The sequence below is a fragment of the Streptomyces sp. NPDC002853 genome (genome assembly GCF_053591915.1).
The window spans coordinates 332,092-356,393 of record NZ_JBSFUS010000005.1 but is presented as its reverse complement, the minus strand read 5'-3'; the positions used below and the strand labels follow the sequence as shown (position 1 = coordinate 356,393).

Here is a 24,302-nt window from a genome sequence, read left to right as displayed (position 1 = left end):
GAAGGTCCGCAGTGCGCCTTGGAAAGTGGCGCACTGCGGACTTTTCTATGCCCCCGGCGACTCCGGTCGGCTACTTCCGGCGGCTACTTCCGGGTGACTATGACGTGGTGAACTGCACCGCGTCCACGTCGAAGGAATTGTTCTGCGGCGACTTGAAGACCACGTACAGCTTGTGGGTGCCGGACAGGTTCTCGACCGGCACGTCGGGTGTGGCCTGATAGGTGTCCCAGCCCCCGGTATTGGGGACGGGCGTGGTGGCGAGCAGTTTGCCGTCCGGGGCGTCCGCGCGCAGTTCGATCGAGCCGACGCCGTAGGGCGAGGACAGCTTGTAGCTGACCTTGCTGACGCCTTCGACGCTCATCGGGCTGTACGCGATCCAGTCGCCGTCACTGATGTCACCGATGCGCTTGCCGTTCTCGGCGCCCTCCTGGGAGACGATGCGGGTGCCCGACTGGTCGTCGTGGTATTCGGCCTGCTTGTGCTTGGGGTGCATGACGGAGCGGCCGTAGCCGGTGAGGGCGCTGACGCCGTCACCGCCCTTGTCGGTGTACTTGGCGTTGAGGACGTACGTGAGGTCGGCGCCCTCGGGGTGGCCGCCCAGGTCGCCGGTGTCCACCGTGCCTTCGCAGCCGGGGATGTCGGTGGTGGGGTGCTCGTGGTCGTCGTGGCCGAGGGCCGGGTTGACGGTGACCTTGGAGCAGTCGATCGTGCCGTCCTCGGGATCGGTGACCGTGACCTTGTAGGGAATCTTGTCGCCGAACTCGATGAGTTTGCCGTCGACCGGGGTCTCGACCTTCACCTTGGGTGCCGTGTTGCCCGCGGTGACGGGAACGTTGGCGTAGCCGGACTTTCCGGTGGAGTCGGTGACCTTCAGCTGGGCGTTGAAGTCTCCCTTGGTGTCGTACGTGTGGGAGGGGCTGGCGTCGGTGGAGTCGTAGGTGCCGTCGCCGTTGAAGTCCCAGGCGAAGGAGAGCGGGTCGCCGTCCGGGTCCTTGCTGCCCTCGCTGGAGAAGTCGACCTTCAGCGGGGTCGGGCCGTTGGTGGCGGAGGCCTTGGCCTGGGCGAGCGGGGTGCGCTGGCCCTGGGCGTAGTCGATGCGGTAGAGCCCGGAGTCGTTGTTGCCGCCGCCGAACTCGCTGCCCCACTCCAGGACGTACAGCGAGCCGTCGGGCCCGAAGGTCATGTCCATCGGCTTGGCGAACTTGGCCGACTTCAGGAAGTCGTTGATCTTGAGAAGCTTTCCGCTCTTGTCGAAGCGGATCTCCTTGACCGAGTCGCGGGCCCACTCGTAGAAGAAGCTCGCGCCCTCGAAGTAGGCGGGGAACTTCGTCTTGGAGGGGTTCTTGGCGTCGTAGTGGTAGACGGGGCCGCTCATCGGCGCCGACCCGCCCGCGCCCATTTCCGGGAACTCCTTGGACTCGCCGTAGCCGTACCAGATCTCGGGCTGCGAGATCGTCGGCAGGTCTTTGAGGCCGGTGTTGTTCGGCGAGGGGTTGGTGGGCTTGGCGCAGTCGAACTTGGCGCCGACTTCCTGGGTGTCGGGGTTGTAGGGGGCGTACGCCTGGTTGTTGCCGTGGCAGAAGGGCCAGCCGAAGTTGCCCGCCTTCTTGATGACGTTGTACTCGACCAGGCCCTCAGGTCCGCGGTCGGTGGTCGGGGCGCCGCGGTCGGGGCCGTAGTCGGAGGCGTGCACGTATCCCGTCTTGGGGTCGACGGTGAAGCGGAAAGGGTTGCGGAAGCCCATGGCGTAGATCTCGGGGCGGGTCTTCGCGGTGCCCTTGGCGAAGAGGTTGCCCTTGGGGATGGTGTAGCCGCCCTTGTCCGTGGGCTTGATGCGCAGGATCTTGCCGCGCAGGTCGTTGGTGTTGCCGGCGGTGCGGGCGGCGTCCAGCATCTGCTTGCCCTCGCGCCAGTCGAGCGGGGCGTAGCCCTGCCAGTTGGGGTCGAGGTTGGGCGGGACGTCGTCGCCGACGCCCAGGTAGAGCGTGCGGTTCGGGCCGAACTCGACGGCGCCGCCGGTGTGGCCGGGTTCGGGGAAGGTGCGGTCGCGGTAGGCGGGGACGTCCAGGAGCTTCTTCTCGCTGGCGAGGTCGAGCGTGTTGTCCTTCTTGACCGTGAAGCGGGAGAGGCGGTTGACGTCGTCCGTCGCCTTGGCGGGGGCGTAGTAGAGGTAGATCCAGCGGTTGGTGGCGAACTTGGGGTCGAGTTCCATGCCGACGAGGCCGTCCTCGCCGCCGGTGTAGACGTCGAGCTTGCCGGCCGTGGACGTGGAGTGGCTCTTCGGGTCGAAGATCTTCACCTCGCCGCTGCGCTGGACGTAGAAGACCTTGCCGTCCTTGGCGACGTCCAGTTCCATCGGGTCGGCGGTGTTGTCGTCCAGGGCGGTCTTCTCGTAGCCGGACCAGACCGTGCCGCCGCAGTCGCCGGGCTTGTTGCCCGCGGCCCACTGGATGCCGCCCAGCACGTGCTCGCGGAAGGCGGGCTCGGTGTAGGAGGCCTTGTCGTGGCCCATGGCGGTGGCCCAGACCTTGCCGCCCTCGGCGTTGCGGCACCAGGAAATGGGGTGGTCGGCGCCCATCTTGGAGCCGCCCGGGTCGTACGTGGTCTCGTCGGCGGTGACCAGGACGTGCACGTCACCGCGGGGATTCTTGTCGAAGTTGTACCACTCCTCCGGGCGCTCCCAGCGCTCGGGAAGGCCCTTGGTCGAGGGGTGCACGCGGTCGGCGACCTTGGCGGTGCCCTTCAGGACGCCCGGTGAGTGGGCGGGCATGTGGGCACCGGCGTTGATGAGGTCGTCCCACCAGGGGAAGGAGTCCTCGACGCCCATGTCGAGGGTGTTGTGCAGGGCGACCACGCCCTTGCCGCTCTTGACGTACTTCTTCATGGCGTCGCGCTGGGCGTCGGTGTCCCAGACCATGCCGGAGTTCTGCAGCATGATGATGACGTCGAAGTCCTTGAGCTTCGCGTCGTCGAAGACGGTCGCGTCGGCCGTCTCGACGACCTCGAAGTTGTTCGCCGCGGCCTGTTCCTTGACCATCTGGACGCCGGCCGGGATGGAGTCGTGGACGTAGCCCACGGCCTTGGTGAAGAGCAGCGCGCGGAAGGCGGGCGCCTTGTCGGCGGCGCTGGAGGTGGCGGGCAGGAACCCGACCGCGAGGAGCAGCGCCGCGACGACGGCGATGACCGTTCTTCGTAACCCTTTCGCGTCACGCGGATTCATGTCACGCACATGACAGTCCATGGAGTGGTGGTCCTCTCTGTGGGGAAGGACGGACGGACGTGCGGGATTGCCGGAGGTCAGAGGGCGGCCACTGCCCGGCGCAGAAAGCCGAGCCCGTCGGTCGCGAGCGCGTCCTGGCTGGCCGCGAGGGGCCGCCAGACGGAGGCGGCGACGGCGATGGCGTCGTTGTGGGCCGTGAACGACTCGACGCAGAGCGGCCCTCGGTAGCCGGACTCGCTCAGCGCGCGCAGGAAGCCGGGCCAGTCGAGGTGGTCGGCGCCGGGGGCGCCGCGGTCGTTGGCGCACACCTGGACGTGTGCGATGCGCCCTGCCGCCACGCGAACCGCTTCGGGCAGGGAGTGCTCCTCGATGTTCTGGTGGTAGGTGTCGAGGGCGACGCCGATCGATTCCTCGGGCAGGCCTTCGAGGCCCTCCAGGGTCTGGGCGACGGTGTTGAACAGGCTCGTCTCGTAGCGGTTGAGGGGTTCGACGGCGATACGGACACCGGCGCGGGCCGCGTACTCGACGACCGGGGCGATGTGCTCGCGCCACTCCTCGTACGCTGCCACTCGCGCCGCCCGGTCCATCCGCCAGGTGCGGCCGACCGCCGCGTACACCGGGCCCGCCACCGCGGGCGCCCCGATCGCGTGCGCCGCGTCGACGCAGCGGCGGAGGTAGTCCTGGGTGGCGCGCAGCGTCCCCTGGTCCGCACGGACGAGGTTGCGCTCGTCGGGCATGACGGCGACGACGGCCGCGGGCGTCAGGCCCGTGGCACCGAGGAGCTTCGCCGCTGCGGCAGGCTCCCAGTCGCCGGGCCGCTCCAGGGGCAGCTCCACGCAGTCGAAGCCCCAGTCCGCGAGGCGCGGCAGTGTCTCGCCGAGCACATCGGCGGTGACCGGCGAGTGCCAGATCCACGGATTGGCACCCAACTGCCAGCCGGTGTACGTCACTTCTTGCCTCCCCAGTTCTCCGGGAAGCCCGGCAGGTCCTGGCAGCCGCACATCGCGTAGTGCAGCGGCGGCATGCCCTCCTGGAGGTACTCGTCGAGGTTGGCCTGGGTGACCGTGGGCTGCGGCAGCTTCCACTCCTTGGGGACCTCCTTGCCGTCCAGGATGCGCAGGGCGGCGATGACCGGCGTGCGCCACTGGAAGGTCGGGTAGGTGGGGGCGATCGCGGTGAGCTTCTTGTCCTTCCACGCCTGGAGGAAGTCCTGCTGGTCCTCGCCGGTGATCGGCGGGACGTCGACGCCCGCGTCCTCGAACGCCTCGACGGCGGCGACGGCCGTGGCGCCGGAGTCCATCCAGACGCCGTCGATGGACCCGTGCCGGGAGATCGCGTCGGCGACGATCGACTTCGTCTTGGCGGGGTCGCCGTCGGTGAACTTGGCGTCCACGACGTCCAGTTCACCCTTGTCGAAGGCGAGCTTCGCCGCCGACCAGCGGGTCTCAAGGACGTCCACGCCGGGCGAGATGCGCAGGGCGAGGATCTTGCCCTTGGGCTTGACCTTGTCGACGAGGAAGTCCGCGGCGACCGCGCCGTAGCCGTAGCCGCCGATGGGGTTGACGAAGGTGACGGCGCAGTCGGTCTCCACACCCCGGTCGAAGACGATCACGGGGAGCTTTCCGCAGGCCTCCTTCACCGCGGGGGTGAGGGTGGCGGTGGTGTTCGGCGAGACGATGAGCGCGTCGCAGTCCTTGTTGCCCGCGAGCTCCTGGATGTCGGAGATCTGCTTGTCGTCCTTGCCCTGGGCGTCCAGGACGGTGAAGTCGCTGATCTCCTTGTGGAGTTCGACCTCGGCCTTCATGTTCTTCAGGCCGACCTGGCGCCAGGGGTTGAAGACACCGGCGTTGGAGAAACAGAGGTGGGTGCCGCCGGAACCCTTCTTCTTGTACTGGGCGGTGTCGGTCATCTTCGGTTCGAGCATCTGCTCCCAGGGCTTGGCGTCCGGGCCCTCGGGGGTTTCCTTCCCGAGCTTCAACTGGCGCTCGTACTCTGCCTGTTCGAAGAACTTGGAGGGTTTGTCACCGCCCTCTTCGGAGCCTGACTGTGAGGCCGCGGCGGGCGAGTCGGGTGGTGTGTCGCTGGAGCAGGAGGCGAGCAGGGCGCCCGCGAGGAGAGCGGCGGCGGGTACCAGCGCCCGCCTGCGCTTCAGGGGGTTCATGGGGCTGTGCATCACGAGGGTCTGCCTCCCGAGGAGTGGGTACTACGACGGCGGCGCAGCCGGGACCAGTCGGCGGCCCCGAGCCCGACCGCGGCGATGACGATGACGCCCTGGACGGTGGACTCCAGGGCGCCCGATACGCCCTGCAGGTTGAGCAGCGTGAACAGGGCCTGCAGCGAGAAGGCGCCCGCCATCGCGGCGACCACGCTGCCCCGGCCGCCGCCGAGCACGACTCCGCCCAGGACCACGGCGGTGATCGCCTCGAACTCGTAGCCGCGGCCCGCCTGCGCGGAGACCCCGGAGAAGCCGCCGACGAGGACCGCGGCGAGCGCGGCCGCCACGCCGGACAGGACGAAGGCGATGACGCGGGCGCGGTGCACGCGGACCCCCGCCAGGGCGGCGGCGCGTTCGCTGTCCCCGGTCGCGATCAGCGTACGGCCGAAGTCGGAGCGCATGAGCAGGACGGCGACGATGCCCGCGACGAGGCAGGCGAGGACCGCCCAGGGCAGCCAGCCCATGGCGGTGCCGCGTCCCATCTGCCGGAAGCCTTCAGCGAGTTGACCGTGCGGGGAACCGCCCGTCCAGAAGAAGACGGCGCCCTCCAGGATCAGCATCATGCCGAGCGTGGTGATGAAGGAGGGCACTCTCAGACGGGTGGTGATCAGCCCGCTCACGAGGCCGGTGACCGCGCCCGCGAGCAGCAGGCCCGCCGTGATGAGCGGCCACGGAGCGTCCGGGAACGAGCCGTACACCTCGGCCGCCGCGACGACGCCGGCGGTGACGATCGCACCGACCGACAGGTCGAACTCACCGCAGACGATGACCAGATACTGCCCGGCGGCGAGAATCACCAGGGGCGCGGCGCGTTTGACGAAGGCGAGGAAGCGGTCGGGTTCGTAGAAGCCGGGGTCGGAGGCGGCGAGCGCGACGAGCAGGACGACGAGGAGTGCGTAGACGGGTGCTCCGGTGCCGAGCGAGCGGGCAACCCGCTTGTACGGGGTCACTGTTGCGGCCTGAGTGCTCATGCGGACCTCCTGCTGCCGCGCCGGGCGTAGATCGCGACGGCGGCGATGATGACGACGCCGCGTACGACGTTCTTGAAGAAGGGGTCGACGCCGAGCTGGTTGAAGACGGAGTCGAGCACGGCCAGCACCAGGACGCCGCCCAGGGTGCCCACCACTCCCCCGCGGCCGCCCGCGAGGATGGTGCCGCCGAGGACGACGGCGGCGATCGACTCCAGGTCGTAGCGGGCTTCGGTGCCGGCCCAGGGGGCGCCCGCGCCGAGCCGTGAGGCGAGGAAGAGGGCGGCGGCGCCGACGCAGAGCGAGCACAGGACGTGGGCGGCGATGATCGTGCGGCGAGTTCGGACGCCGGAGAGGCGGGCCGCGTGTTCGTCGCCGCCCGTGGCGTACAGGTGGTGCCCGAAGCGGGTGCGGCGGGTGATCAGCCACATCGCGGCGGCGACGGCCGCGAGCAGGAAGAGCGAGACGGGGATCGGGCCCATCCGGTCGTAGCCCAGGTGCTGGAAGGAGGCGGGGACCTTGCCCGCCGGGCCCGTGTAGTTGTCCTCGATCCAGCCGCGCAGGATGAACGCGGTGCCGAGCGTCGCGATGAACGCGTTGACCTTCAGCCCGGTCACGATGAGGCCGTTGGCGAGTCCGACGGCCGCCGACAGGGCGAGCACGGCGAGCACCGCGGTGACGACGCTGCCGTCCTCCATGGTGGTGGCGGCCACGAGCGTGCCGAGGCTGATCAGATACGCCACCGACAGGTCGAGGGATCCGGTGAGGATGACGGCGGTCTGCCCCACGGCGACCAGGCCCAGGGCGACGCAGTTCTGCAGGATGCCGACGACGTTCGAGAGCGTGAGGAAGTCACCGCCGCGCGCGGCGACCACGATCCAGCCGAGCGCGGTGACGGCCGCGGCGGCGAGCCAGACACCGACGGCGGGGTCGGTGAGCCTGCTGCGGCTCGGGGCACGGGTCTGCACGGCAGGCGGTGGGGCGACGGTGGTGGGGGCGGTACCGCTCACGCGACGGACTCCTCTCCGGACGGGGCGGTCGGGTCTTCGGACGCGGCGCTCGTGGCGAGGCGCATGACGTCCTCCTCGCTCGCCCCCGCCGGCAGTTCACCGGCGATGCGGCCCTCGGCCATGACGAGGATGCGGTCGCTCATGCCGATGAGTTCGGGCAGTTCGGAGGAGATGATCAGGACGGCGATGCCCTCGCGGGCCAGTTCGCGGACGAGGGTGTGGATGGCGGCCTTGGCGCCCACGTCGACGCCCCGGGTCGGTTCGTCGAACAGCAGGACGCGGGGGCGGGCGGCGAGCCACTTGGCGATGACGACCTTCTGCTGGTTGCCGCCCGAGAGGTAGCGGGCCTCCTGGTCCTCGCCGCGCGCCTGGAGCCGTACCCGTTCGAGGAGTGCGGTGAGGTCGCGGGCGGCGGTTGGCTCCCCGCGGGCCGGCACGGCGCGCGTGACCAGCAGGGCGTTGTCGCGCACGGACTGCCGCAGGGCGAGCCCCTCGGCCTTGCGGTCCTCGGTCACCAGGGCGATCCCGGCGCGGATGGCCTGCCGCGGGTTCGTGGGGCGCAGGGCTTCGCCGCTCACCGTCATGACCCCGCCGGTGAACGGGGCGGCGCCGAACAGGGCCCGCGCGAGGGAGGTACGGCCGGAGCCTTCCAGTCCCGCGATGCCGGTGATCTCCCCGGCGCGCAGCGTCAGGTCGATGCCGCGCAGCCGGTCGTTGCCGCCGCCCGTGACGGTGAGGCGTACCTCGCCGATGTCGTCGGGATCGGCGCGCGGCGGGTAGTAGGCGCTCAGCTCCCGGCCCACCATGGCGCGTACGACCTGGTCGGTGTCGGTGTCCTGGGTGCGGATCGTCGTGATGTGGCGGCCGTCCTTCAACACCGTGATCCGCTGCGAGAGTTCGAAGACCTCGCGCAGGCGGTGCGAGATGTACAGGATGCCGAGGCCACGGGCCGCGAGGCGGCGCACGAGGTCGTGCAGGAGGCCCGCCTCGTGGTCGGCGAGCGGCGCGGTCGGCTCGTCCATGACCAGGACGCGGACGTCGGAGGCGAGCGCCTTGACGATCTCGACGGTCTGCTGGCGGGCCACGGACAGGTCGCGGATGTACGTGCGCGGCGTGATGCCCGATACGCCGACCTCCGCGAGGAGTTCCGCCGTGCGGGTCTCCATCGCGCGCCGGTCGACGAGGCCGTAGCGGGTCGGCTCGCGGCCCAGGAAGACGTTCTCGGCGACCGTCCGGTGCGCGAGCAGCGCGAACTCCTGATGGATGATGCCGACCCCGGCGGCCTGCGCCTGCGCCGGGTGGCTGAAGGAATGCTCCGTTCCGTCGAGCACGATGCTGCCCTCGTCGGGGACGTGCTCGCCCGCCAGGACCTTCATCAAGGTGGACTTGCCGGCGCCGTTCTCGCCGACAAGGGCGTGCACCTCGCCCGCGGCGAGGTCGAGCGACACGCCGTGCAGCACTCGCACCCCGAGAAAGCTCTTGGACACCCCGCGCATCGCCAACATCTGTTGCGTCGCCTGTATCGCCTGCACCCTCGGCTCCTTCGGCAGCGGTCTGCAGAGCAATGTGATGAGGGAGCTTTGACCTGTCAAGGGTCCAAGCAGCTTTCTGTACAAGCAAGTTGACGGGTACTTAGGTCGATCGTCGAACAGCATCAGCCTTGTGAGCAGCCAAACTCGTCCCTAAGGTTGCTGCCATGTCTGGAGCGCCGGATCACCCCGTTTCCGTACCGTCGACACCCGGCGAAGTTCTCGCCCTGCTCCGTACGGGGGCGGTGGAGACCCGCGCCGACATCGCCCGGATGACGGGGCTCGCGCGGTCGACGGTGTCCCAGCGGGTGGACGCGCTGATCGCGCACGGCTTCCTCACCGAGGAGGCGGACGGCGGCTCGACGGGCGGCCGGCCCCCGCGGCGGCTGCGCCTGCGCACGCGTGAACACGCCGTCGCGGGCGTCGACCTGGGCGCTTCGCACTGCCGGGTCGCCCTCCTGGACATCGGCGGGGAGATGCTCGCCCTGCGCGAGGACCCGATCTCCATCGCGGACGGCCCGCAGGAGGTGCTCGGCCACGTCGAGCGGACACTGCACACCCTGCTCAAGGAGACCGGGCGCGATTCCGCGTCGCTCCAGTCCATCGGGGTCGGGGTGCCGGGGCCCGTGGAGTTCTCGACGGGCCGCCCGGTGGATCCGCCGATCATGCCGGGCTGGCACCAGTTCCCCATCCCGGAGTTCTTCGCCGAGCGGTTCGGGCCCCGGGCCCTCGTCGACAACGACGTGAACGTGATGGCGCTCGCCGAGCAGCGCCGCGCCTTCCCCGACACGCGCTACCTGCTCTACATCAAGGTGGGTACGGGCATCGGCTGCGGCATCGTCGCCGACGGCCGGCTGCACCGGGGCGCGCAGGGCAGCGCGGGCGACATCGGGCACATCCGGGTGGGTGACATCGAGGACCCGTGCCGGTGCGGCAACTCCGGCTGCCTGGAGGCGGTGGCGGGCGGCGCCGCCCTCGCCCGCAAGCTGTCCGAGCTGGGCCTGCCGGCGACCTCGGGCAGTGATGTCGTACGCCTGGTGAAGTCCGGGAACCGTGACGCCGTACGCATGGTGCGTGAGGCGGGCCGTGCGGTGGGCGAGGTGCTCGCGGGCCTGGTGAACTTCTTCAACCCGGACACGGTGGTGGTCGGCGGCGCGCTCGCCGCGGTGCACGACCAGCTCCTCGCGGGCGTACGGGAGGCGGTGTACCGGCGGTCGCACCCGTTGGCCACCCATGTGCTGCGGATCGAGCCGAGCCGTACGGGTGAGAACGCGGCGGCGATCGGCGCGGGCATCCTGGCCGTGGAGCACGCGCTGTCCCCGCGGCAGGTGGACCGGGCCCTGTCGGGCGCGGCCCGCTGAGCGGGATCAGCCCGCCGAGGAGAGCAAGCCCCATCCGACCGGACCACACCCTATTGGTCCAATCCACTGACGCGTCGCAGGCCGTGCCGCCTCCTGGGGCGAAACCCGCCGGGACCGGCGCTGACATGGGAAATCCGCTGTCCTGGGCATGATTGACGGATCGTCGGCGAGCCGGTACCACTGACGCACGCCCGGCCCCGCACGCCCCATCACGCTTCACCGTCCCAGGAGGCTGCATTGCGAGGATCCGCCACCGCCCGCACCCCTGCCGCGCGCAGACGCGCCGTCAGGACTGCGGGCGCTCTTGTCTCCGCCGGCCTGCTGCTTCCGCTGCTCGGTGCCGCGCCCTCGTCCGGCGCTCCCGGGCGAGCCCCGTCGCAAGAGCTGCAGGGCGCCTTCGCGGCCGCGGCGGCCGAATACCGCGTACCGCAGAGCGTGCTGCTCGGAGTGTCCTATCTGCAGTCCCGCTGGGACGCGCACGGCGGCGCGCCGAGCGTGACCGGCGGCTACGGCCCCATGCACCTCACCGACGCGCGCACCGCGGTCGCCGGGGCCCCGCACCACAGCGAGGGCGAGGAGGACCCGCGCGGCGACGCGTCACGGGGAGTCCTCAAGCCGCAGGAGTTCACGGCCGAGGTCCCCGAGAACTCCGAACTGCCCGCCCGGCTCAAGACCCTGCGCCGCGCCGCCGAGGTCAGCGGTCTCCCCGCCGAGCGGCTGCGCACCGACCCCGCCGCCAACGTACGCGGCGGCGCCGCCCTGCTCGCCGCCGCGCAGAAGAAGCTCGGCAAGCCCCTGAGCGACGACCCGGCCGACTGGTACGGCGCGATCGCCCGCTTCTCCGGCGCGGACGACCAGGCCACCGCGGCGACGTACGCCAACGACGTCTTCGCCGTCATCCACGACGGCCAGTCGCGGACCACGGACGCCGGCCAGCATGTGGCGCTCGCGCCGGTCGCCGGCCTGAAGCCGGATGCCGCGCAGGTCCGGGGCATGGGGCTGCGGAAAGCGCCGAAGGGCGAGACCGAGTGCCCCTCGACCGTGTCGTGCGAGTGGATCCCGGCGCCGTACGAGGAGTTCAAGGACCCGAACGGCAACGACGACTACGGCAACCACGACCTGGCGGACCGGCCCAGGAGCCAGCGCATCGACACCATCGTCGTCCATGACACCGAGGGCCGCTGGGAAGGCGTCCTCAACATGGTGCAGGACCCCACGTACGTCTCCTGGCAGTACACGCTGCGCTCCACCGACGGCCACATCGCCCAGCACGTGAAGGCCAAGGACGTCGCCTGGCACGCGGGCAACTGGTACGTGAACTCCAAGTCGATCGGCCTGGAGCACGAGGGCTTCCTGACGGCGCCCGACACCTGGTACACGGAGGCGATGTACCGCTCGTCGGCGCGCCTGGTGAAGTACCTCGCGAAGAAGTACGACATCCCGCTGGACCGACAGCACATCATCGGGCACGACAACGTCCCGGGCACGCTGCCGTCGACGATCGCGGGCATGCACACCGACCCCGGACCGTACTGGGACTGGCAGCACTACTTCACGCTGATGGGCAAGCCGTTCAAGCGCACGGCGGGCCCGAACGGCGGCCTTGTGACGGTGGCGCCCGAGTACTCCAAGAACCGGCCGGAGTACACGGGCTGCGTCAAGCCGGGCGAGAAGTGCGTGCCGCACGGCTCCGCCGCGGTACGCGTGCACACCGAGCCGCGTGACGACGCACCGCTCATCAAGGACATCGGCCTGCGGCCCGGCGGCGGCGAATCGACGATCGGTGTCAACGACACCGGGGCCCGCCTCTCCACCGGCCAGCAGTACGCGGTCGCCGACCGCAAGGGCGACTGGACCGCTGTCTGGTACCTGGGCCAGAAGGCGTGGTTCAAGAACCCGAGGAAGCAGCCGACGGCCGTCGACGCGAAGGGGCTCGTGGTGACGCCGAAGGCAGACGCCACGGAGGTCCCGGTGTACGGGCGGGCCTACCCGGAGAAGGAGGCGTACCCCGCGGGCGTCCCGGTGCAGCCGGTCACGCCGCTGCCGTACAAGCTCCTCGCGGGCCAGAAGTACGCAACCGGGGGCAAGGTGCCGGGCGAGTACTTCTACGCGCCGACGTTCGACACGACGCCGCACAAGGTGGTGCGCGGCAAGGACATGTACTACAAGGTGCAGTTCGGGCATCGCGTGGCATACGTCCGGGCGGCCGACGTGAAGGTGGTGCGCTCGGGCTCCTAGAGCGCCGAGGACGGTCAGGGCCGGGTTCGCGTGGGGGCGGGCCCGGCCCTGACGTCTGGGTGGACGGGTACTCAGTCGAAGACGTGGCGCTGTCCGGCGCGGGCCTTGAAGGTCTTCTCGCCGCCCTTCAACAGGTCGCTGCGCAGGGTCAGTTCGCGGGTGCGCGTGGCGGTGAGCACGATGCGGGTGGCCCGGCCGCCCGACCACTCGACGTCGAGGCGTGCCCCGCCGCGGGCCCGCAGGCCGCGCACCGACCCGTCGGGCCAGCTCGCGGGCAGCGCGGGCAGCACCTCGATGACGTCGAACTGGCTCTGCAGGAGCATCTCCACGATGCCCGATGTCGCCCCGAAGTTGCCGTCGATCTGGAACGGCGGATGGGTGTCCCAGAGGTTGGGCAGCGTCGAGGACTTGAGCTGTTCGCCGAGCATCTTGTGCGCGTGGTCGCCGTCGCGGAGCCGCGCCCAGAAGTTGATCTTCCACGCCTTGGACCAGCCGGTGCCGCCGTCGCCGCGCGCGGTCAGTGAGACCTTCGCGGCGTCGGCCCACTCGCTGCCGGGCTGGATCTGGCGGCCGGGATGCAGGGCGTAGAGGTGGGACACGTGGCGGTGGTCGTCGGTCCTTGAGTCCAGGTCGGCCTTCCACTCCTGGAGCTGTCCCCAGGAGCCGACGCGCAGGCCGGGGTCGAGCTTGCCAAGGGTCTTCTCGAGCTCGGCGCGGAACGCGGCCGAGTCGCCGAGCACGCGCGCGGCCTCCAGGGTGTTGGTGAGCAGGTCGTGCACGATCTGCTGGGCCATGGAGTCACCCGCGGTGAAGTCGCCGTGCTCCGGCGACTAGCTGGGGGTGACGACGAGGGTACCGTCGCGGGGGTCGGTGCGCAGGTTGTCGAGCCAGAACTCGGCGGCCTCCTTCATCACCGGATAGGCGGTGGTGCGCAGGTACTCGATGGAGCCGCCGAAGCGGTAGTGCTCGTAGAGCTGCGCGGTGAGCCAGGCGGCCGCCTCGGGGAACCAGAAGGCGGTCGACCAGTCGTGGACGCCGGTGAAGCCGTAGGGGTTGGTCTCGTTGTGCACCACCCAGCCCCGTGAGCCGAACATCTCCTTGGCCGTGCGCCGCCCCGGCGCGCGCAGTGCCTCGACGAAGCGGTCGTAGGGGGCGGTGGTCTCCGCGAGGTTGGCGGCCTCGGCGAGCCAGTAGTTCATCTGGAGGTTGATGTTGGTGTGGTAGTCGGCCGACCAGGGCGGCGTCGTGCTGTTGTTCCACACGCCCTGCAGATTGGCGGGCAGCGAGCCCGGCCGTGAGGAGGCGATGAGGAGGTAGCGGCCGTACTGGAAGAAGAGGGCTTCCAGGGCTCGGTCGGCCGCGCTCGCACCTGACCCGTACCCCTTGAGCAGCTGGTCGGTCGGGACATCGGCGGGTGCGGCCTGGCCGATGTCGAGGGTGACGCGGCCGAAAAGGTCGCGGTGGTCGCGCAGATGACGGGCGCGCAGCGCGCCGTGGCCGCGGGCGACGGCCTTGTCGACGGCGCCGGTGACGCGGGCGTGCGGGTCGCTTCCGCGGTAGTCGGGGTAGGTGTCGGCGTAGTCGGTTCCGGCGGCGAGCACGAACCAGACGTGGTCGGCGGCGCTGACGGTGATGCTGCCGTCCGCGTTCGCCGTGCGCGTGCCGCCCTGGTGCATGACACGCAGCTGCGCCTCGAACTTCAGTCCGTTGTCGGCGAGTTCACCGCGTACGGCGATCCGGTCGCCGCTCGCCTTCGCGGTGAAGTCGGCGCGGGGCGAGGTGTGTCGCAGGGTGCAGGTGACGCTCGCGGGGCGGTCCGCGGCCAGGCGGCCCACGAGCACGCCGTCGGGGCAGGACGCGAAGAACTCCCGCTCGTGGCGCACATTTTGGTGGGTGTACGTGACGGTCGCCAGGCCGGTGCGCAGATCCAGGGCGCGGCGGTAGGTGGCGTCGGGCTCGGCCGGGCCGCCGGGCATGTCCAGGTGCAGATCGCCGAAGGTCTGGTGGGCGCCGTAGCCGCGGCGGGACTGGCCGAGGTCGGCGGCGACCGCGTCGGGGGCGAGCTTGCCCTTCTCGTCCAGTTCCTTCTGCACCGCGGCGAGGGCGCCGGGTCTGGCCTCGCGCCAGTTGCCGTGGTCGTAGCCCTCGCGGGAGCCGGGGCCGCCGGTCCACAGGGTCTTCTCGTTGAACTGGAGCCGCTCGGAGGCGAGGGTGCCGAAGATCATGGCACCGAGCGCGCCGTTGCCGATGGGAAGGGCCTCGCGTTCCCAGTCGGCGGCAGGTACCGCGTACCAGAGCAGCGATTCATCGGATGTGTCGTGCTCGTCGGGTCGGCCCTCATCTGCGGCCGCAGGCCCGGCGAGCACACCTCTGGCCGTAGCCAGTACGGCTGCTCCACCTACGGCGGACTTCATCGTGGTTCTTCGCGAGATCCCGGGAGTCATGACCGGTCACGTTAAAAGTCCGATGACTGGCCTGGCAAGGCGCATGACAAAACCCACCCCTCCGGCAGGAGGGGTGGGCCGGATTCCTGTGCTGGGCCGGGCGTGTCAGCCCTGCTGGAAGAGCTCCGCGGGCAGCGGCTTCAGGAGGGCGTACAGATCGTCGGTGATCGGCCGGTCCCAGGCGGCGATGGTGACCAGGACGCCGTCGCTGCGGTCGAACTGCACGCAGGAGATGCGGCTCTCCGAGAGCTTGAGCCGGCGCACGATGAGGAGGTTGTCGCCCTGCATCACCGGCATGTCCTCGGTGGTGACGACGGTGACCTCCTCGTCGTTCTCCAGCGCGAGCAGCAGCTGGGCCACCTCGAAGGGCACCTCGTCGTCGGCGAGCTCACGTGCCGGGGAGCCCTCGGGCAGATTGCCGATGATCATCGCGGGGCCGCGCCCGCCGAACAGGTCGTAGCGCAGGAAGACGCCCTGGCAGCTGCCGTCGGGGGCGGGCAGCAGACCCGCGCCGAGGTTGCCGGGCCAGTCACCCGGGTCCATGGCCAGGACATCGAAGTCCGGGCCAGCGGGAGTGGCGGAGCTGCGGCGGCGGAGGAAGGACATGCGCCAATGGTACGTGGCCCGCGGTGCTTGTCGGCGCGGGGGCGGCGGCGCCGCACGCGAGGCGCGCGGCGGGCGGGACCGTGTTCAGCGCGAGGTCAGCGCGAGGTCAGCGGGGGTGGTGGGGCGCGAGTGCTGCGGCGAGACCGGAGCGGTCCGTTCCCACTTTCCGGTAGACGGCGGACAGCAGTCGCACGACCGCCGGCTCGTCGGTGTGCAGTTCCTCGGCGACGCGGGCGGCGGACGCGCCGCCCGCGGTGAGCGCCGCGGCGGTGCGCTCGCGCGCGGTGAGCGTGTCGGTCTCGGTGCTGTGCAGCAGGCGCGGGCGCAGGCCGGCCGCCGCCAGCTCGTCGCGGGCCTGCTCGACCAGGCCGTCGGCGCCGCACTGGACGGCCGCCTCCAACCCCCGGTAGAGGGGATCGGCGGCGTCCTTGGGACGGCCCGCACGTCGCAGTTCGGCGCCGAGGCGGACCAGCGCACACGCGAGTTCGTAGGCCGCGGGCGACCGCTCCAGATGGCTGACGGCCTCCTCCAGGAGCTTGATGCGCACGGATCCCGATGCGACGTCCGCGGTGATCCGCAGCGCCTGCCCGACCGCCGACGCGGTGGCGAACCTGCGGGCGCGCCGGACCGCCTCGTACGAGGTGGCGAGGGCGCGCTCGGGGGCGTCCTCGGCCTCGGCGAGCGCGAGGTGCAGCTGCCAGGGACACCAGGCGGGGTTGCGCATGCCACGCGGGTCGAGGCGGCGCCCCGCCGCGGCGAGTTCGGCGGCCGCGTCCTTGGTGAGGCCACGGGCGAGCAGCAGTTCACCGTGCACGGCCTGCGCGTCGGGGAAGACGACGGCCGCGGGGAACGGCGCCCCGAAGCCGTACTCCTCCGCGACGCGGGTGGCCTCGGCGACGCGGCCGCGGGCCAGCAGGATCTCGACGAGGATGCCGACGGCGTACCAGTGGGCGGGGGTTCCCGGTCCGACCCGTTCGGCGATGCGCAGCCCCGCGCGCACGAAGTCCTCGGCCTCGGCGAGGCGCCCGCGGCGGAAACGCACGTACCCGAGCAGCGTGTACGCGAACGACAGATGGGCGCCGCGCCAGCCCTGCCGCTCGAAGTCGGCGATCCCGGCGGCGAACAGCTGCTCGGCCCGCCCCGGCCGGTCGGCGTACAGGAAGGTGAGCGCGACCAGGACGGGGACCTCGAAGCCCCTGCCCTCCTCGGCCCAGCCGAGCCCGCCGACCAGGGCGCGCTCGGCATGGCGCACGGCCGTCCCGGCGGGTTCGGCGCGCAGCATCGCGTCCCAGGCGCGCAGCCCGATGATGTACCGCTCGGTGAGGTCGTGGCCCGGCAGCCGGTCGGCGAGGCGGGCCAGGCGCCGTGAACGGGCGGGCGAGTCCGGCTCGTCGGCCCGGAAGGCGTCCCACATGAACTGCTCGGCCTGCATCCGGATCCGCACCCGTGGCTCGGCGGTCAGACGGATCTCGCGGGCGAGGGTGTCGGAGGCCTCGCCAAGGCGGTCGGAGTGGGCGAGAACCTGGGAAAGGCGGTAGACGATGCCGTGGCGCAGGGCGGGATCGGTGATGGGCTCCTCGAGCGCGGCGCGCAGGTGGTTGACGGTGGTCGCCGGTTCGGTCAGGAGGGACGCGCAGCCGAGTTCGTAGAGGACGGCGGCACGGTCCTCCCAGGGCGGGGGTTCGCGCAGGGCGCGGGCGAGGTAGCGCCGCGCGGCGTCGGGGGCGCCCGCGCGGACGGTCTCGCGGGCGGCAGCGCGCAGTTGCTGCACCACCCAGGTGTCGCCGTCGGGTGGACCTCCAGGAGATGGCGTGCGGCGGCGGACGCCCCGAGTCCCGCGTTGACCACGCTCCAGGCCGCTTGCCCGTGCAGGGCGACGCGTACGCCGCAGGGGATGGCGCGGTAGACGGCGGTGGCGATCAGCGGGTGCACGAACTCCAGGGTGTGGGCGCCGGTCAGGACCCGCGCGCGGCGCAGCCGGTCCGCGCAGTCGGCGGCCTCGCGTTCGCCGATGCCCGCGACGGTCGCGGCGAGCGCCGGAGAGATCGAGGTGCCCAGGACGGCGCAGGCCCAGGCGAACCGAACGGTGGAGGTGCCGAGGCGCTCCAGGCGGCCGACGAGGCCGCTGCCCTTGACGGCCGCGGCGAGATCACGCAGCAGATGCGCGCCGGCCTCGTCCGGGGTGAGACCGCGGTCGCGGACCTTCGCGGTCAGTTCCACGGCCTCGAACGGATTGCCCGCGGTCACCGCCCAGCACTCGCGGCAGAACGCGTCGTCGGCACGGGCGCCGAGCGAGTCCCGTACGAGGCGGGCGACGGCGGTGGCGCTGAGCGGTTCGAGTCCGATGGGCCGCTGCCCGGCACGTCCGGGCAGACCTCTGAACTCCTCCGCGTGCGCGGGCAGTTCCTCGGGCCGGTAGGCGACGACCAGCAGCAACGGCAGGGCCTCCGCGCGGGGCGCGAAGGCGGAGAGCCAGCTCAGCGACTCGGCGTCGGCCCAGTGCGCGTCGTCGATCACGACGACCAGCGGGGCGCGCTGCACGGCGAGGTGGGTGAGCACCCAGTCGAGGCCGTCCCGCAGCCCCTGCGGGTCGGGCGGCGCGTCGTCCGGCGGCGCGCACAGCCCGAGGGCGGGGCCGACGATGGCGTACCAACTGCCGAGCACGTCCCGCAGTTCCGCGTCCGGGACGGAGGCGAGCAGCGGCTGGACCAGTTGCCGCGCCACGTGGAAGGCGACCCGCTGCTCCTGGTCGCCGCCGCGGGCCGGTGCCACGGTGCAGCCCTTGGCGACGGCGCGGCGCCGCGCCTCGGCGAGCAGGGAGGTCTTGCCGAGGCCCGCTCGCCCGGCAAAGGCGATGAGGGCGCCGCGGGCCCTGTCCGGCGGCTCGGAGCCGTCCCGCGAAAGGCCGCACAGCTCGCTCAACGCCTCGTCGACCGCGGCGAGTTCACTTTCACGCTCGAAGAGGATCCGCCTGCCGTGCGTGACGTGATGCACCATGGGACACCCCTCGCCACGGTGGTGCGCCGGGCGCTTCTCGCGGCGCGGGCCCTGGACTTCAGGCACTTCAGGTTACGCCCGTGGGGCCCGCCGGGAGCCGATTCGGCCACAGCGGTGCGATGGGGCATGGTCATCCCCTGTCCATCGAAATCCCATGGGGCATCCACCCCGGGCGAAGGGTCCACACGTGACGGTCGGCTCCGAGAACGTACTCAACTACTGGCACGGCGGCCTGAGCGACGTTCCCGCCGAGGTGTGGCACCACGCGTCCCTGGAGGTGCTGCTGCTGCCCGACAACGCGCTCACACGCCTCCCGGCCCGGATCGGCACCCTGACCTCACTGCACACACTGGACCTGGGCCACAACTCCCTGACCGAGCTCCCGCCGGAGCTGGGAGATCTGACCGCCCTGAGCCGCTTCCTCTACGTCCACGACAACCGCCTCACGTCGCTGCCGGACTCCCTGGGCAACCTGAAGCGGCTGACCTATCTCAACGTGGGCGAGAACCGGCTCACCGCGCTGCCGGACACGCTGGGCTCACTGGACGCCCTGGTGGAACTGCGCGCCCAGCACAACCGCCTCACCTCGGTCCCCTCGTCGCTGGGCGCCCTGACGGCCCTGCGTGAACTGTGGCTGCGCGGCAACCGCCTCTCCTCGCTCCCCGAATCGCTCGGCTGCCTGCGCGAGCTGCGCGAACTGGAGCTGCGGGAGAACGAGTTCGAGAGGGTCCCCGACGCCGTGCGGGGACTGCCCCTGCTGCGGCGGCTCGACCTGCGGGCCAACCGCCTGCGCGAGCTGCCGCCCTGGATCGGCGACCTGCCCGCGCTGGAGAAACTCGACCTGCGCTGGAACGAGGTCGACGTGCCCGAGGTGCTGCTGCGGAGGCTGGAGGGGCGGGGATGCGTGGTGCTGCGGTGAGGCTCAGGGACCGGGCCGGAGGGTGAGACCGCCCCTACCGGGACTCCGGAGGCACCACGGCGACCGCGCCCTTCGCGTGCATCAGCACCGCGTTGGTCACCGATCCCATCAGCCGCCCCAGCGACCTGCGGCTGTGGTGTCGTCCCACCACCACGAGCTCGGCCTCCCGCGAGGCGTCCACCAGGAGACCCGCCGCGTCCCCCGGCAGGACCTCCCGCTCGACGCGCACGTTCGGGTACCGCTCCTGGAAGGGCGCGAGCTGCTCACCCGCCAGCTCGGTGTACTGCGCCGCGGTCGCCGCGTCCGCCTCCGCCGAGGTCACGAAGTCGCCGGTGGCGGTATAGACGAGGACAGGCCCGGGATAGGCGCTCACGACCCGGAGCACCGCGCCGCGCAGAGCCGCTTCCGCGAAGGCGAAGCCGATCGTGTACTCGTGCGGGGAGAGCGCGTCCAGACCGAGCACCACGCACGGCTCGGCCCCCGCCGTGAGCTGCTTGTCCGGCCGCACCACGACCACGGGGCACGCCGCTTCCCGCGCGCACGCGATGCCGTTCGAGCCGAGCAGCAGGCTGGCGAAGCCGCCGCGCCCGCGTGACCCGAGGACAAGCAGCCGCGCCGCGTCGCCGAGCCGGGGGATGTCCCGCCCCGGGGTGCCCTCCATGACCTCGACGGTCAGCGGGGGCAGCTGCGCCCGCCCCTCCAGGGCCGCGCGCACCCGGTCGACGACCGGGTCGGCGTCCGGGCGGTGGTCGATGGCCGGCATGTACGGACCGTCGGCGAGCGGCATCGCGTACTGCCGAACGTGCACGATCCGCAGCGGCGCGTCCCGCAGGCGCGCCGCGGTCAGCGCCCATTCCAGGGCGTGGTCGCTGCCGGCCGACCCGTCGACGGCCACGACGACCGGTCCGTCGACGGCCGCGACAGGTTCAACGGGGGTGTCGTCACTCATGGCTTCCTCGTCTCCGGCGCAAGGCCAAGGTCGACCGTCTCCGCTGCCGGTCCCTGCCCCGTTCTCGAAGGCGGGCCGGCGGCGGATTCCGAGGTCACCAGGTCAGCACGGCACGAGCCGCGAGCGGTCGCGACAGCCGGAGACGAGGGGTCACAACGCCCCGCACGGCCTACGTCAGGTCGAACTCCCCCGCACGCGCGCCGTGCACGAACGCTCCCCACTCCGCCGGAGTGAAGATGAGGGACGGGCTCTCGGGACGGCCTGCGTTGCGCATCGCGATGAAGCCCTCGACAAAGGCGATCTCCACATCACCCCGCCCCTCGCTGCTCGATTGCCAGTCCGCTGTGCTGAGGTCGAGCTCCGGCTTGTCCCAGCCCGCGAGCGGGCGCTGCTGACCTGCGAGCGGATGCTGCTGAATGGTGCCTTCGGCCACGTCCGTGCTCCTCCCGATGCGTCGTCCGCCCGCCAGCCTAGCTTTCGGTTCCGGTACCGGACAGGCCGCGACAGGAGGACACCCGCCCGCCCGGTCCGACACACCCGTCACGTCGTGGGCGGCTCCGCGCCGACCAGCCACATGGAGAAGAACTGCGAGCCGCCTCCGTAAGCGTGTCCGAGCGCCCTGCGCGCCCCGTCGATCTGGTGCTCGCCGGCCTGGCCGCGCACCTGAAGTGCCGCTTCGGCGAAGCGGATCATGCCCGAGGCGCCGATGGGGTTGGTGGAAAGGACGCCGCCCGACATGTTGACGGGGAGATCGCCGTCCAGCTCCGTCACACCCGACTCGGTCAGCTTCCAGCCCTCGCCCTCCTCGGCGAAGCCCAGGTTCTCCAGCCACATCGGCTCGTACCAGGAGAACGGCACGTACATCTCGACGGCGTCGATGTCACGCCGCGGGTCGCTGATGCCCGCCTGCCGGTAGACGTCGGCGGCACAGTCCTTGCCCGCCTGCGGCGACACGAAGTCCTTGCCGGCGAAGAGCGTCGGCTCGCTGCGCATGGCACCGCCGTGCATCCACGCGGGCGGCCTGGGCGAACGGGCCGCGCCCGCACGGTCGGTGAGGATCATCGCGCAGGCCCCGTCGGACGACGGGCAGGTCTCGGAGTAGCGGATCGGGTCCCAGAGCATCGGCGACGCCTGCACCTTCTCCAGGGTGATGTCGTGTTCGTGCAGGTGGGCGTAGGGGTTCTTGAGGGCGTTGCGGCGGTCCTTGTACGCGACGAGCGAGCCGACCGTGTCGGGGGCGCCGGTGCGCCGCATGTACGCGCGCACGTGCGGGGCGAAGAAGCCGCCCGCGCCCGCGAGCAGCGGCTGCTGGAAGGGGATGGGGAGGGAGAGCCCCCACATCGCGTTGGATTCCGACTGTTTTTCGAAGGCGAGGGTGAGCACGGTGCCGTGGACGCGGCCCGCGACCAGGTTCGACGCGACCAGGGCCGTGGAGCCGCCGACGGAGCCCGCGGTGTGGACGCGCAGCATGGGTTTGCCCACCGCACCGAGCGCGTCGGCGAGGTACAGCTCGGGCATCATGACGCCCTCGAAGAAGTCCGGCGCCTTGCCGATGACCACGGCGTCGATGTCGGCCCACGTCAACTCGGCTTCCGCGAGAGCCTGTTGGGCGGCCTCACGGACGAGGCCCGCGATCGACACGTCCCGCCGGGCGGCGACGTGCTTGGTCTGGCCGATCCCGACGACGGCCACGGGCTCCTTGCCCGCCCCATTCACCCCACTCATGACGGTTCTCCTTCGAGGACGGCGACCAGGTTCTGCTGCAGGCACGGGCCCGATGTGGCGTGCGCCAGGGCCCGGTCCGACTCGCCGCGGTGGATGCGGGCGGCGGCCTCGCCGAGCCGGATCAGTCCGGCGGCCATGACGGGGTTCGCGGCAAGGGCGCCCCCGGAGGGGTTCACCGCGACCTCGTCGCCCAGCTTCAGCGCCTTGCGCAGGACGACCTCCTGGGAGGTGAAGGGGGCGTGCAACTCGGCCGTGTCCACAGGGCGTTCGAAGGCACCGGCGCGCTCGGCGGCCAGGCGGCTGGACGGTGAGTCGGTGAGGTCGCGCACGCCCAGGCTGTGCGCCTCCATGCGGTGGTCGATGCCCCGTATCCACGCGGGCCGTTCGCAGAGTTCGCGGGCCCGGTCCCCCGCCGCGAGGATCACGGCGGCGGCGCCGTCCCCGATGGGCGGGCAGTCACCGGTACGCAGGGGGCGTACGAGGTAGTCGCCCTGCGGCACCGCTTCGCGCAGTTGCGCGTGCGGGTTGCCGGACGCGTCCCGGCGGCTGCGCGCCGCGACCCCGGCGAGGGCGGGCTCGTCGGTGTCCCCCGCGTCGATCAGGGCCTGCGCCTGAAGTGCGGCGAGGGCGACCGAGTCAGGCCACAGGGGCGCCACGTAGTACGGGTCGAGCTGCCGGGTCAGCACGTCACGCACCGACCCGGGGGACGACTTGCCGTAGGAGTACACGAGCGCGGTGTCGGCGTCGCCGGTGAGCAGCTTGGTCCACGCCTCGTACAGGGCCCACGCCCCGTCCATCTCGACGTGCGACTCGGAGATCGGCGGCCAGGCCCCCACCCCGTCGAGCGCCATCGTGAAGGAGAAGGCGCGTCCCGCGAGATAGTCCGAGGAACCCGAGCAGGTGAAGCCGATGTCGCTGGTCTTCAGGCCGGTGGCGGCGAGTACCTGGTGCAGGACCGGCATGAGCATCTCCACCTCGGAGAGCTCGTCGGTGGAGCGCAGATGGTCGGTCTGACCGAAGGCCACGATGGCGATGTCCCGGACGGGCCGCATCACCGACTGCTTGGCGGACGGCATCTACACCAGCTCCTTGTACGTGTCGTAGTCGGCGTCCGGCTCGCCCGTGGGCCGGTAGTGATCGGGGAAGCGGGCGCCCTCGGTCCACACCGGCTCGACGCGCAGACCCATCCGCACCTGGTCGTAGGGGATGCCCGCGATACGTGCGTGCAGGGCGAGGTCGGCGCCGTCGAGGGCGATGTGGGCGTAGACGTAGGGCACTTCGATGTCGAGGTTCTTCGCCTTGATGTTGACGATGCAGTACGTGGTGACGGTGCCGCGCGGCCCGACCTCGACCCGCTCGGTCGTGGCGACGCCGCAGGTGGGGCAGGCGCCGCGGGGCGGGACGTAGACCTTGCGGCAGGAGGGGCAGCGCTCGCCGACGGTCTTCCTGTCGGAGAGTGCCTTGATGTAGGCGGTCTGGGCGCGGCCCGGCGCGTAGGTGTAGTCGAGGCGGGCGGCCGCGATGATGCCGGTGACGGGGTCTGCGAACTCCCCGGTGTGCGGACGGGGTTCGTCTCCCGCCGGGGTGTCGTCCGGCTCGAAGCAGGCGATGTCGGTGATGGCGCCGACACGTTCGCCGGCCCAGCGGATCCGGACGCGCATGCCGGTTTCGACGGCGTCGGGCCCCGGCGCGTCCAGGGCGTGCAGCAGGGCGGTGTCGGCGCCGTCGAGCTTCACCAGGACCCAGGCGAAGGGGCGGTCCAGGGGCTGTCCCCTGCGGGGTTCGTGGTTCCAGGCCCAGGTGGTGACGGTGCCGGTGGCGGCGACCTCGACCAGATCGCGTATCTCGTCGGCTGTCACGGGGTCGTACTCGACGGGCGGAACGAGCGTGCGCCCGTCGGTGGTCCTGACCCCGAGCACGGTGCGCTCACGCAGCCCGGTGAGAAACGCGCTCTGCACGGGACCGAGGGAGCGGGTAAAGGGAAACTCAACAACGAGAGGCGCACGCAGCACTTCGGGTGAGGAGGCGGTTGCCATGACCAATCTCCATTTCCAGTCGAGGGGACGGGGGCCCCGTCAGGGGCCCGTCAGGGGGCGCGGGGAACTGCGCGACCAGCCACAG

Annotated in this window: 15 protein-coding genes and 2 pseudogenes; 3 read left to right on the top strand and 14 right to left on the bottom strand. The window is 71.4% G+C overall.

The features are described 5' to 3' along the window. Nucleotides 1-97: 97 nt before the first annotated feature. From ACWD02_RS16220 to ACWD02_RS16195, 6 genes are all read right to left on the bottom strand, one after another. Nucleotides 98-3,220: a ThuA domain-containing protein gene (locus ACWD02_RS16220; RefSeq protein WP_451210795.1), complete on the bottom strand. Its 3,123-nt coding sequence runs from the start codon at nt 3,218-3,220 to the stop codon at nt 98-100. A 77-nt stretch (nt 3,221-3,297) separates the two neighbouring features. Continuing rightward, on the bottom strand, nt 3,298-4,170 hold the full coding sequence (locus ACWD02_RS16215) for a sugar phosphate isomerase/epimerase family protein (protein ID WP_451210226.1): 873 nt from the start codon (nt 4,168-4,170) through the stop codon (nt 3,298-3,300). Then, nucleotides 4,167-5,381 carry a substrate-binding domain-containing protein gene (locus ACWD02_RS16210; protein WP_451210224.1) on the bottom strand — a complete coding sequence of 405 codons (1,215 nt, stop codon included), beginning with the start codon at nt 5,379-5,381 and terminating at the stop codon, nt 4,167-4,169. The genes ACWD02_RS16215 and ACWD02_RS16210 overlap by 4 nt, the downstream gene beginning before the upstream one ends. An 11-nt stretch (nt 5,382-5,392) precedes the next feature. Further along, nucleotides 5,393-6,406, bottom strand: a complete 1,014-nt coding sequence (locus ACWD02_RS16205) for an ABC transporter permease (protein ID WP_451210221.1) — start codon at nt 6,404-6,406, stop codon at nt 5,393-5,395. Further along, nucleotides 6,403-7,413, bottom strand: a complete 1,011-nt coding sequence (locus tag ACWD02_RS16200; RefSeq protein WP_451210218.1) for an ABC transporter permease — start codon at nt 7,411-7,413, stop codon at nt 6,403-6,405. The genes ACWD02_RS16205 and ACWD02_RS16200 overlap by 4 nt, the downstream gene beginning before the upstream one ends. Beyond that, complete coding sequence (locus ACWD02_RS16195; protein WP_451210792.1) at nt 7,410-8,918, bottom strand: sugar ABC transporter ATP-binding protein; 1,509 nt, start codon at nt 8,916-8,918, stop codon at nt 7,410-7,412. Before ACWD02_RS16195 ends, ACWD02_RS16200 begins: the two co-directional genes overlap by 4 nt. 191 nt (nt 8,919-9,109) lie before the next feature. Here ACWD02_RS16195 and ACWD02_RS16190 point away from each other — a divergent pair, with 191 nt between their 5' ends. Both ACWD02_RS16190 and ACWD02_RS16185 read left to right on the top strand, forming a co-directional pair. Further along, nucleotides 9,110-10,303, top strand: a complete 1,194-nt coding sequence (locus tag ACWD02_RS16190; protein WP_451210215.1) for an ROK family protein — start codon at nt 9,110-9,112, stop codon at nt 10,301-10,303. 237 nt (nt 10,304-10,540) lie between these two features. Further along, entirely contained in the window at nt 10,541-12,541 is a 2,001-nt protein-coding gene (locus tag ACWD02_RS16185; RefSeq protein WP_451210212.1) for an N-acetylmuramoyl-L-alanine amidase, read from the top strand. A gap of 71 nt (nt 12,542-12,612) precedes the next feature. On the opposite strand, the pseudogene ACWD02_RS16180 reads toward ACWD02_RS16185, so the two are convergent. From ACWD02_RS16180 to ACWD02_RS16170, 3 genes and pseudogenes are all read right to left on the bottom strand, one after another. Then, nucleotides 12,613-14,841, bottom strand: a pseudogene (locus tag ACWD02_RS16180) (glycoside hydrolase family 95 protein). A 249-nt stretch (nt 14,842-15,090) separates the two neighbouring features. Next, nucleotides 15,091-15,591, bottom strand: a complete 501-nt coding sequence (locus ACWD02_RS16175; RefSeq protein WP_451210209.1) for a hypothetical protein — start codon at nt 15,589-15,591, stop codon at nt 15,091-15,093. Between the two features lie 106 nt (nt 15,592-15,697). Next, nucleotides 15,698-18,588: pseudogene (locus ACWD02_RS16170) on the bottom strand (ATP-binding protein). Between the two features lie 154 nt (nt 18,589-18,742). Between ACWD02_RS16170 and ACWD02_RS16165 the strand changes: the two are divergent. After that, complete coding sequence (locus ACWD02_RS16165; protein ID WP_451210206.1) at nt 18,743-19,507, top strand: leucine-rich repeat domain-containing protein; 765 nt, start codon at nt 18,743-18,745, stop codon at nt 19,505-19,507. Nucleotides 19,508-19,541: 34 nt separating this feature from the next. On the opposite strand, the gene ACWD02_RS16160 is transcribed toward ACWD02_RS16165, so the two are convergent. From ACWD02_RS16160 to ACWD02_RS16140, 5 genes are all read right to left on the bottom strand, one after another. Then, entirely contained in the window at nt 19,542-20,456 is a 915-nt protein-coding gene (locus ACWD02_RS16160) for a universal stress protein (protein ID WP_451210203.1), read from the bottom strand. 169 nt (nt 20,457-20,625) lie between these two features. Next, nucleotides 20,626-20,889, bottom strand: coding sequence for a DUF397 domain-containing protein (locus tag ACWD02_RS16155; RefSeq protein ID WP_336605706.1), 264 nt, complete (start codon nt 20,887-20,889; stop codon nt 20,626-20,628). A 107-nt stretch (nt 20,890-20,996) separates the two neighbouring features. Beyond that, nucleotides 20,997-22,181 carry a thiolase domain-containing protein gene (locus ACWD02_RS16150; RefSeq protein ID WP_451210201.1) on the bottom strand — a complete coding sequence of 395 codons (1,185 nt, stop codon included), beginning with the start codon at nt 22,179-22,181 and terminating at the stop codon, nt 20,997-20,999. Beyond that, entirely contained in the window at nt 22,178-23,257 is a 1,080-nt protein-coding gene (locus ACWD02_RS16145) for a thiolase domain-containing protein (protein ID WP_451210199.1), read from the bottom strand. The genes ACWD02_RS16150 and ACWD02_RS16145 overlap by 4 nt, the downstream gene beginning before the upstream one ends. Then, the gene (locus ACWD02_RS16140; RefSeq protein ID WP_451210196.1) at nt 23,258-24,217 is read right to left on the bottom strand and encodes a Zn-ribbon domain-containing OB-fold protein; all 960 of its coding nucleotides are present in this window, start codon (nt 24,215-24,217) and stop codon (nt 23,258-23,260) included. Nucleotides 24,218-24,302 lie beyond the last annotated feature (85 nt).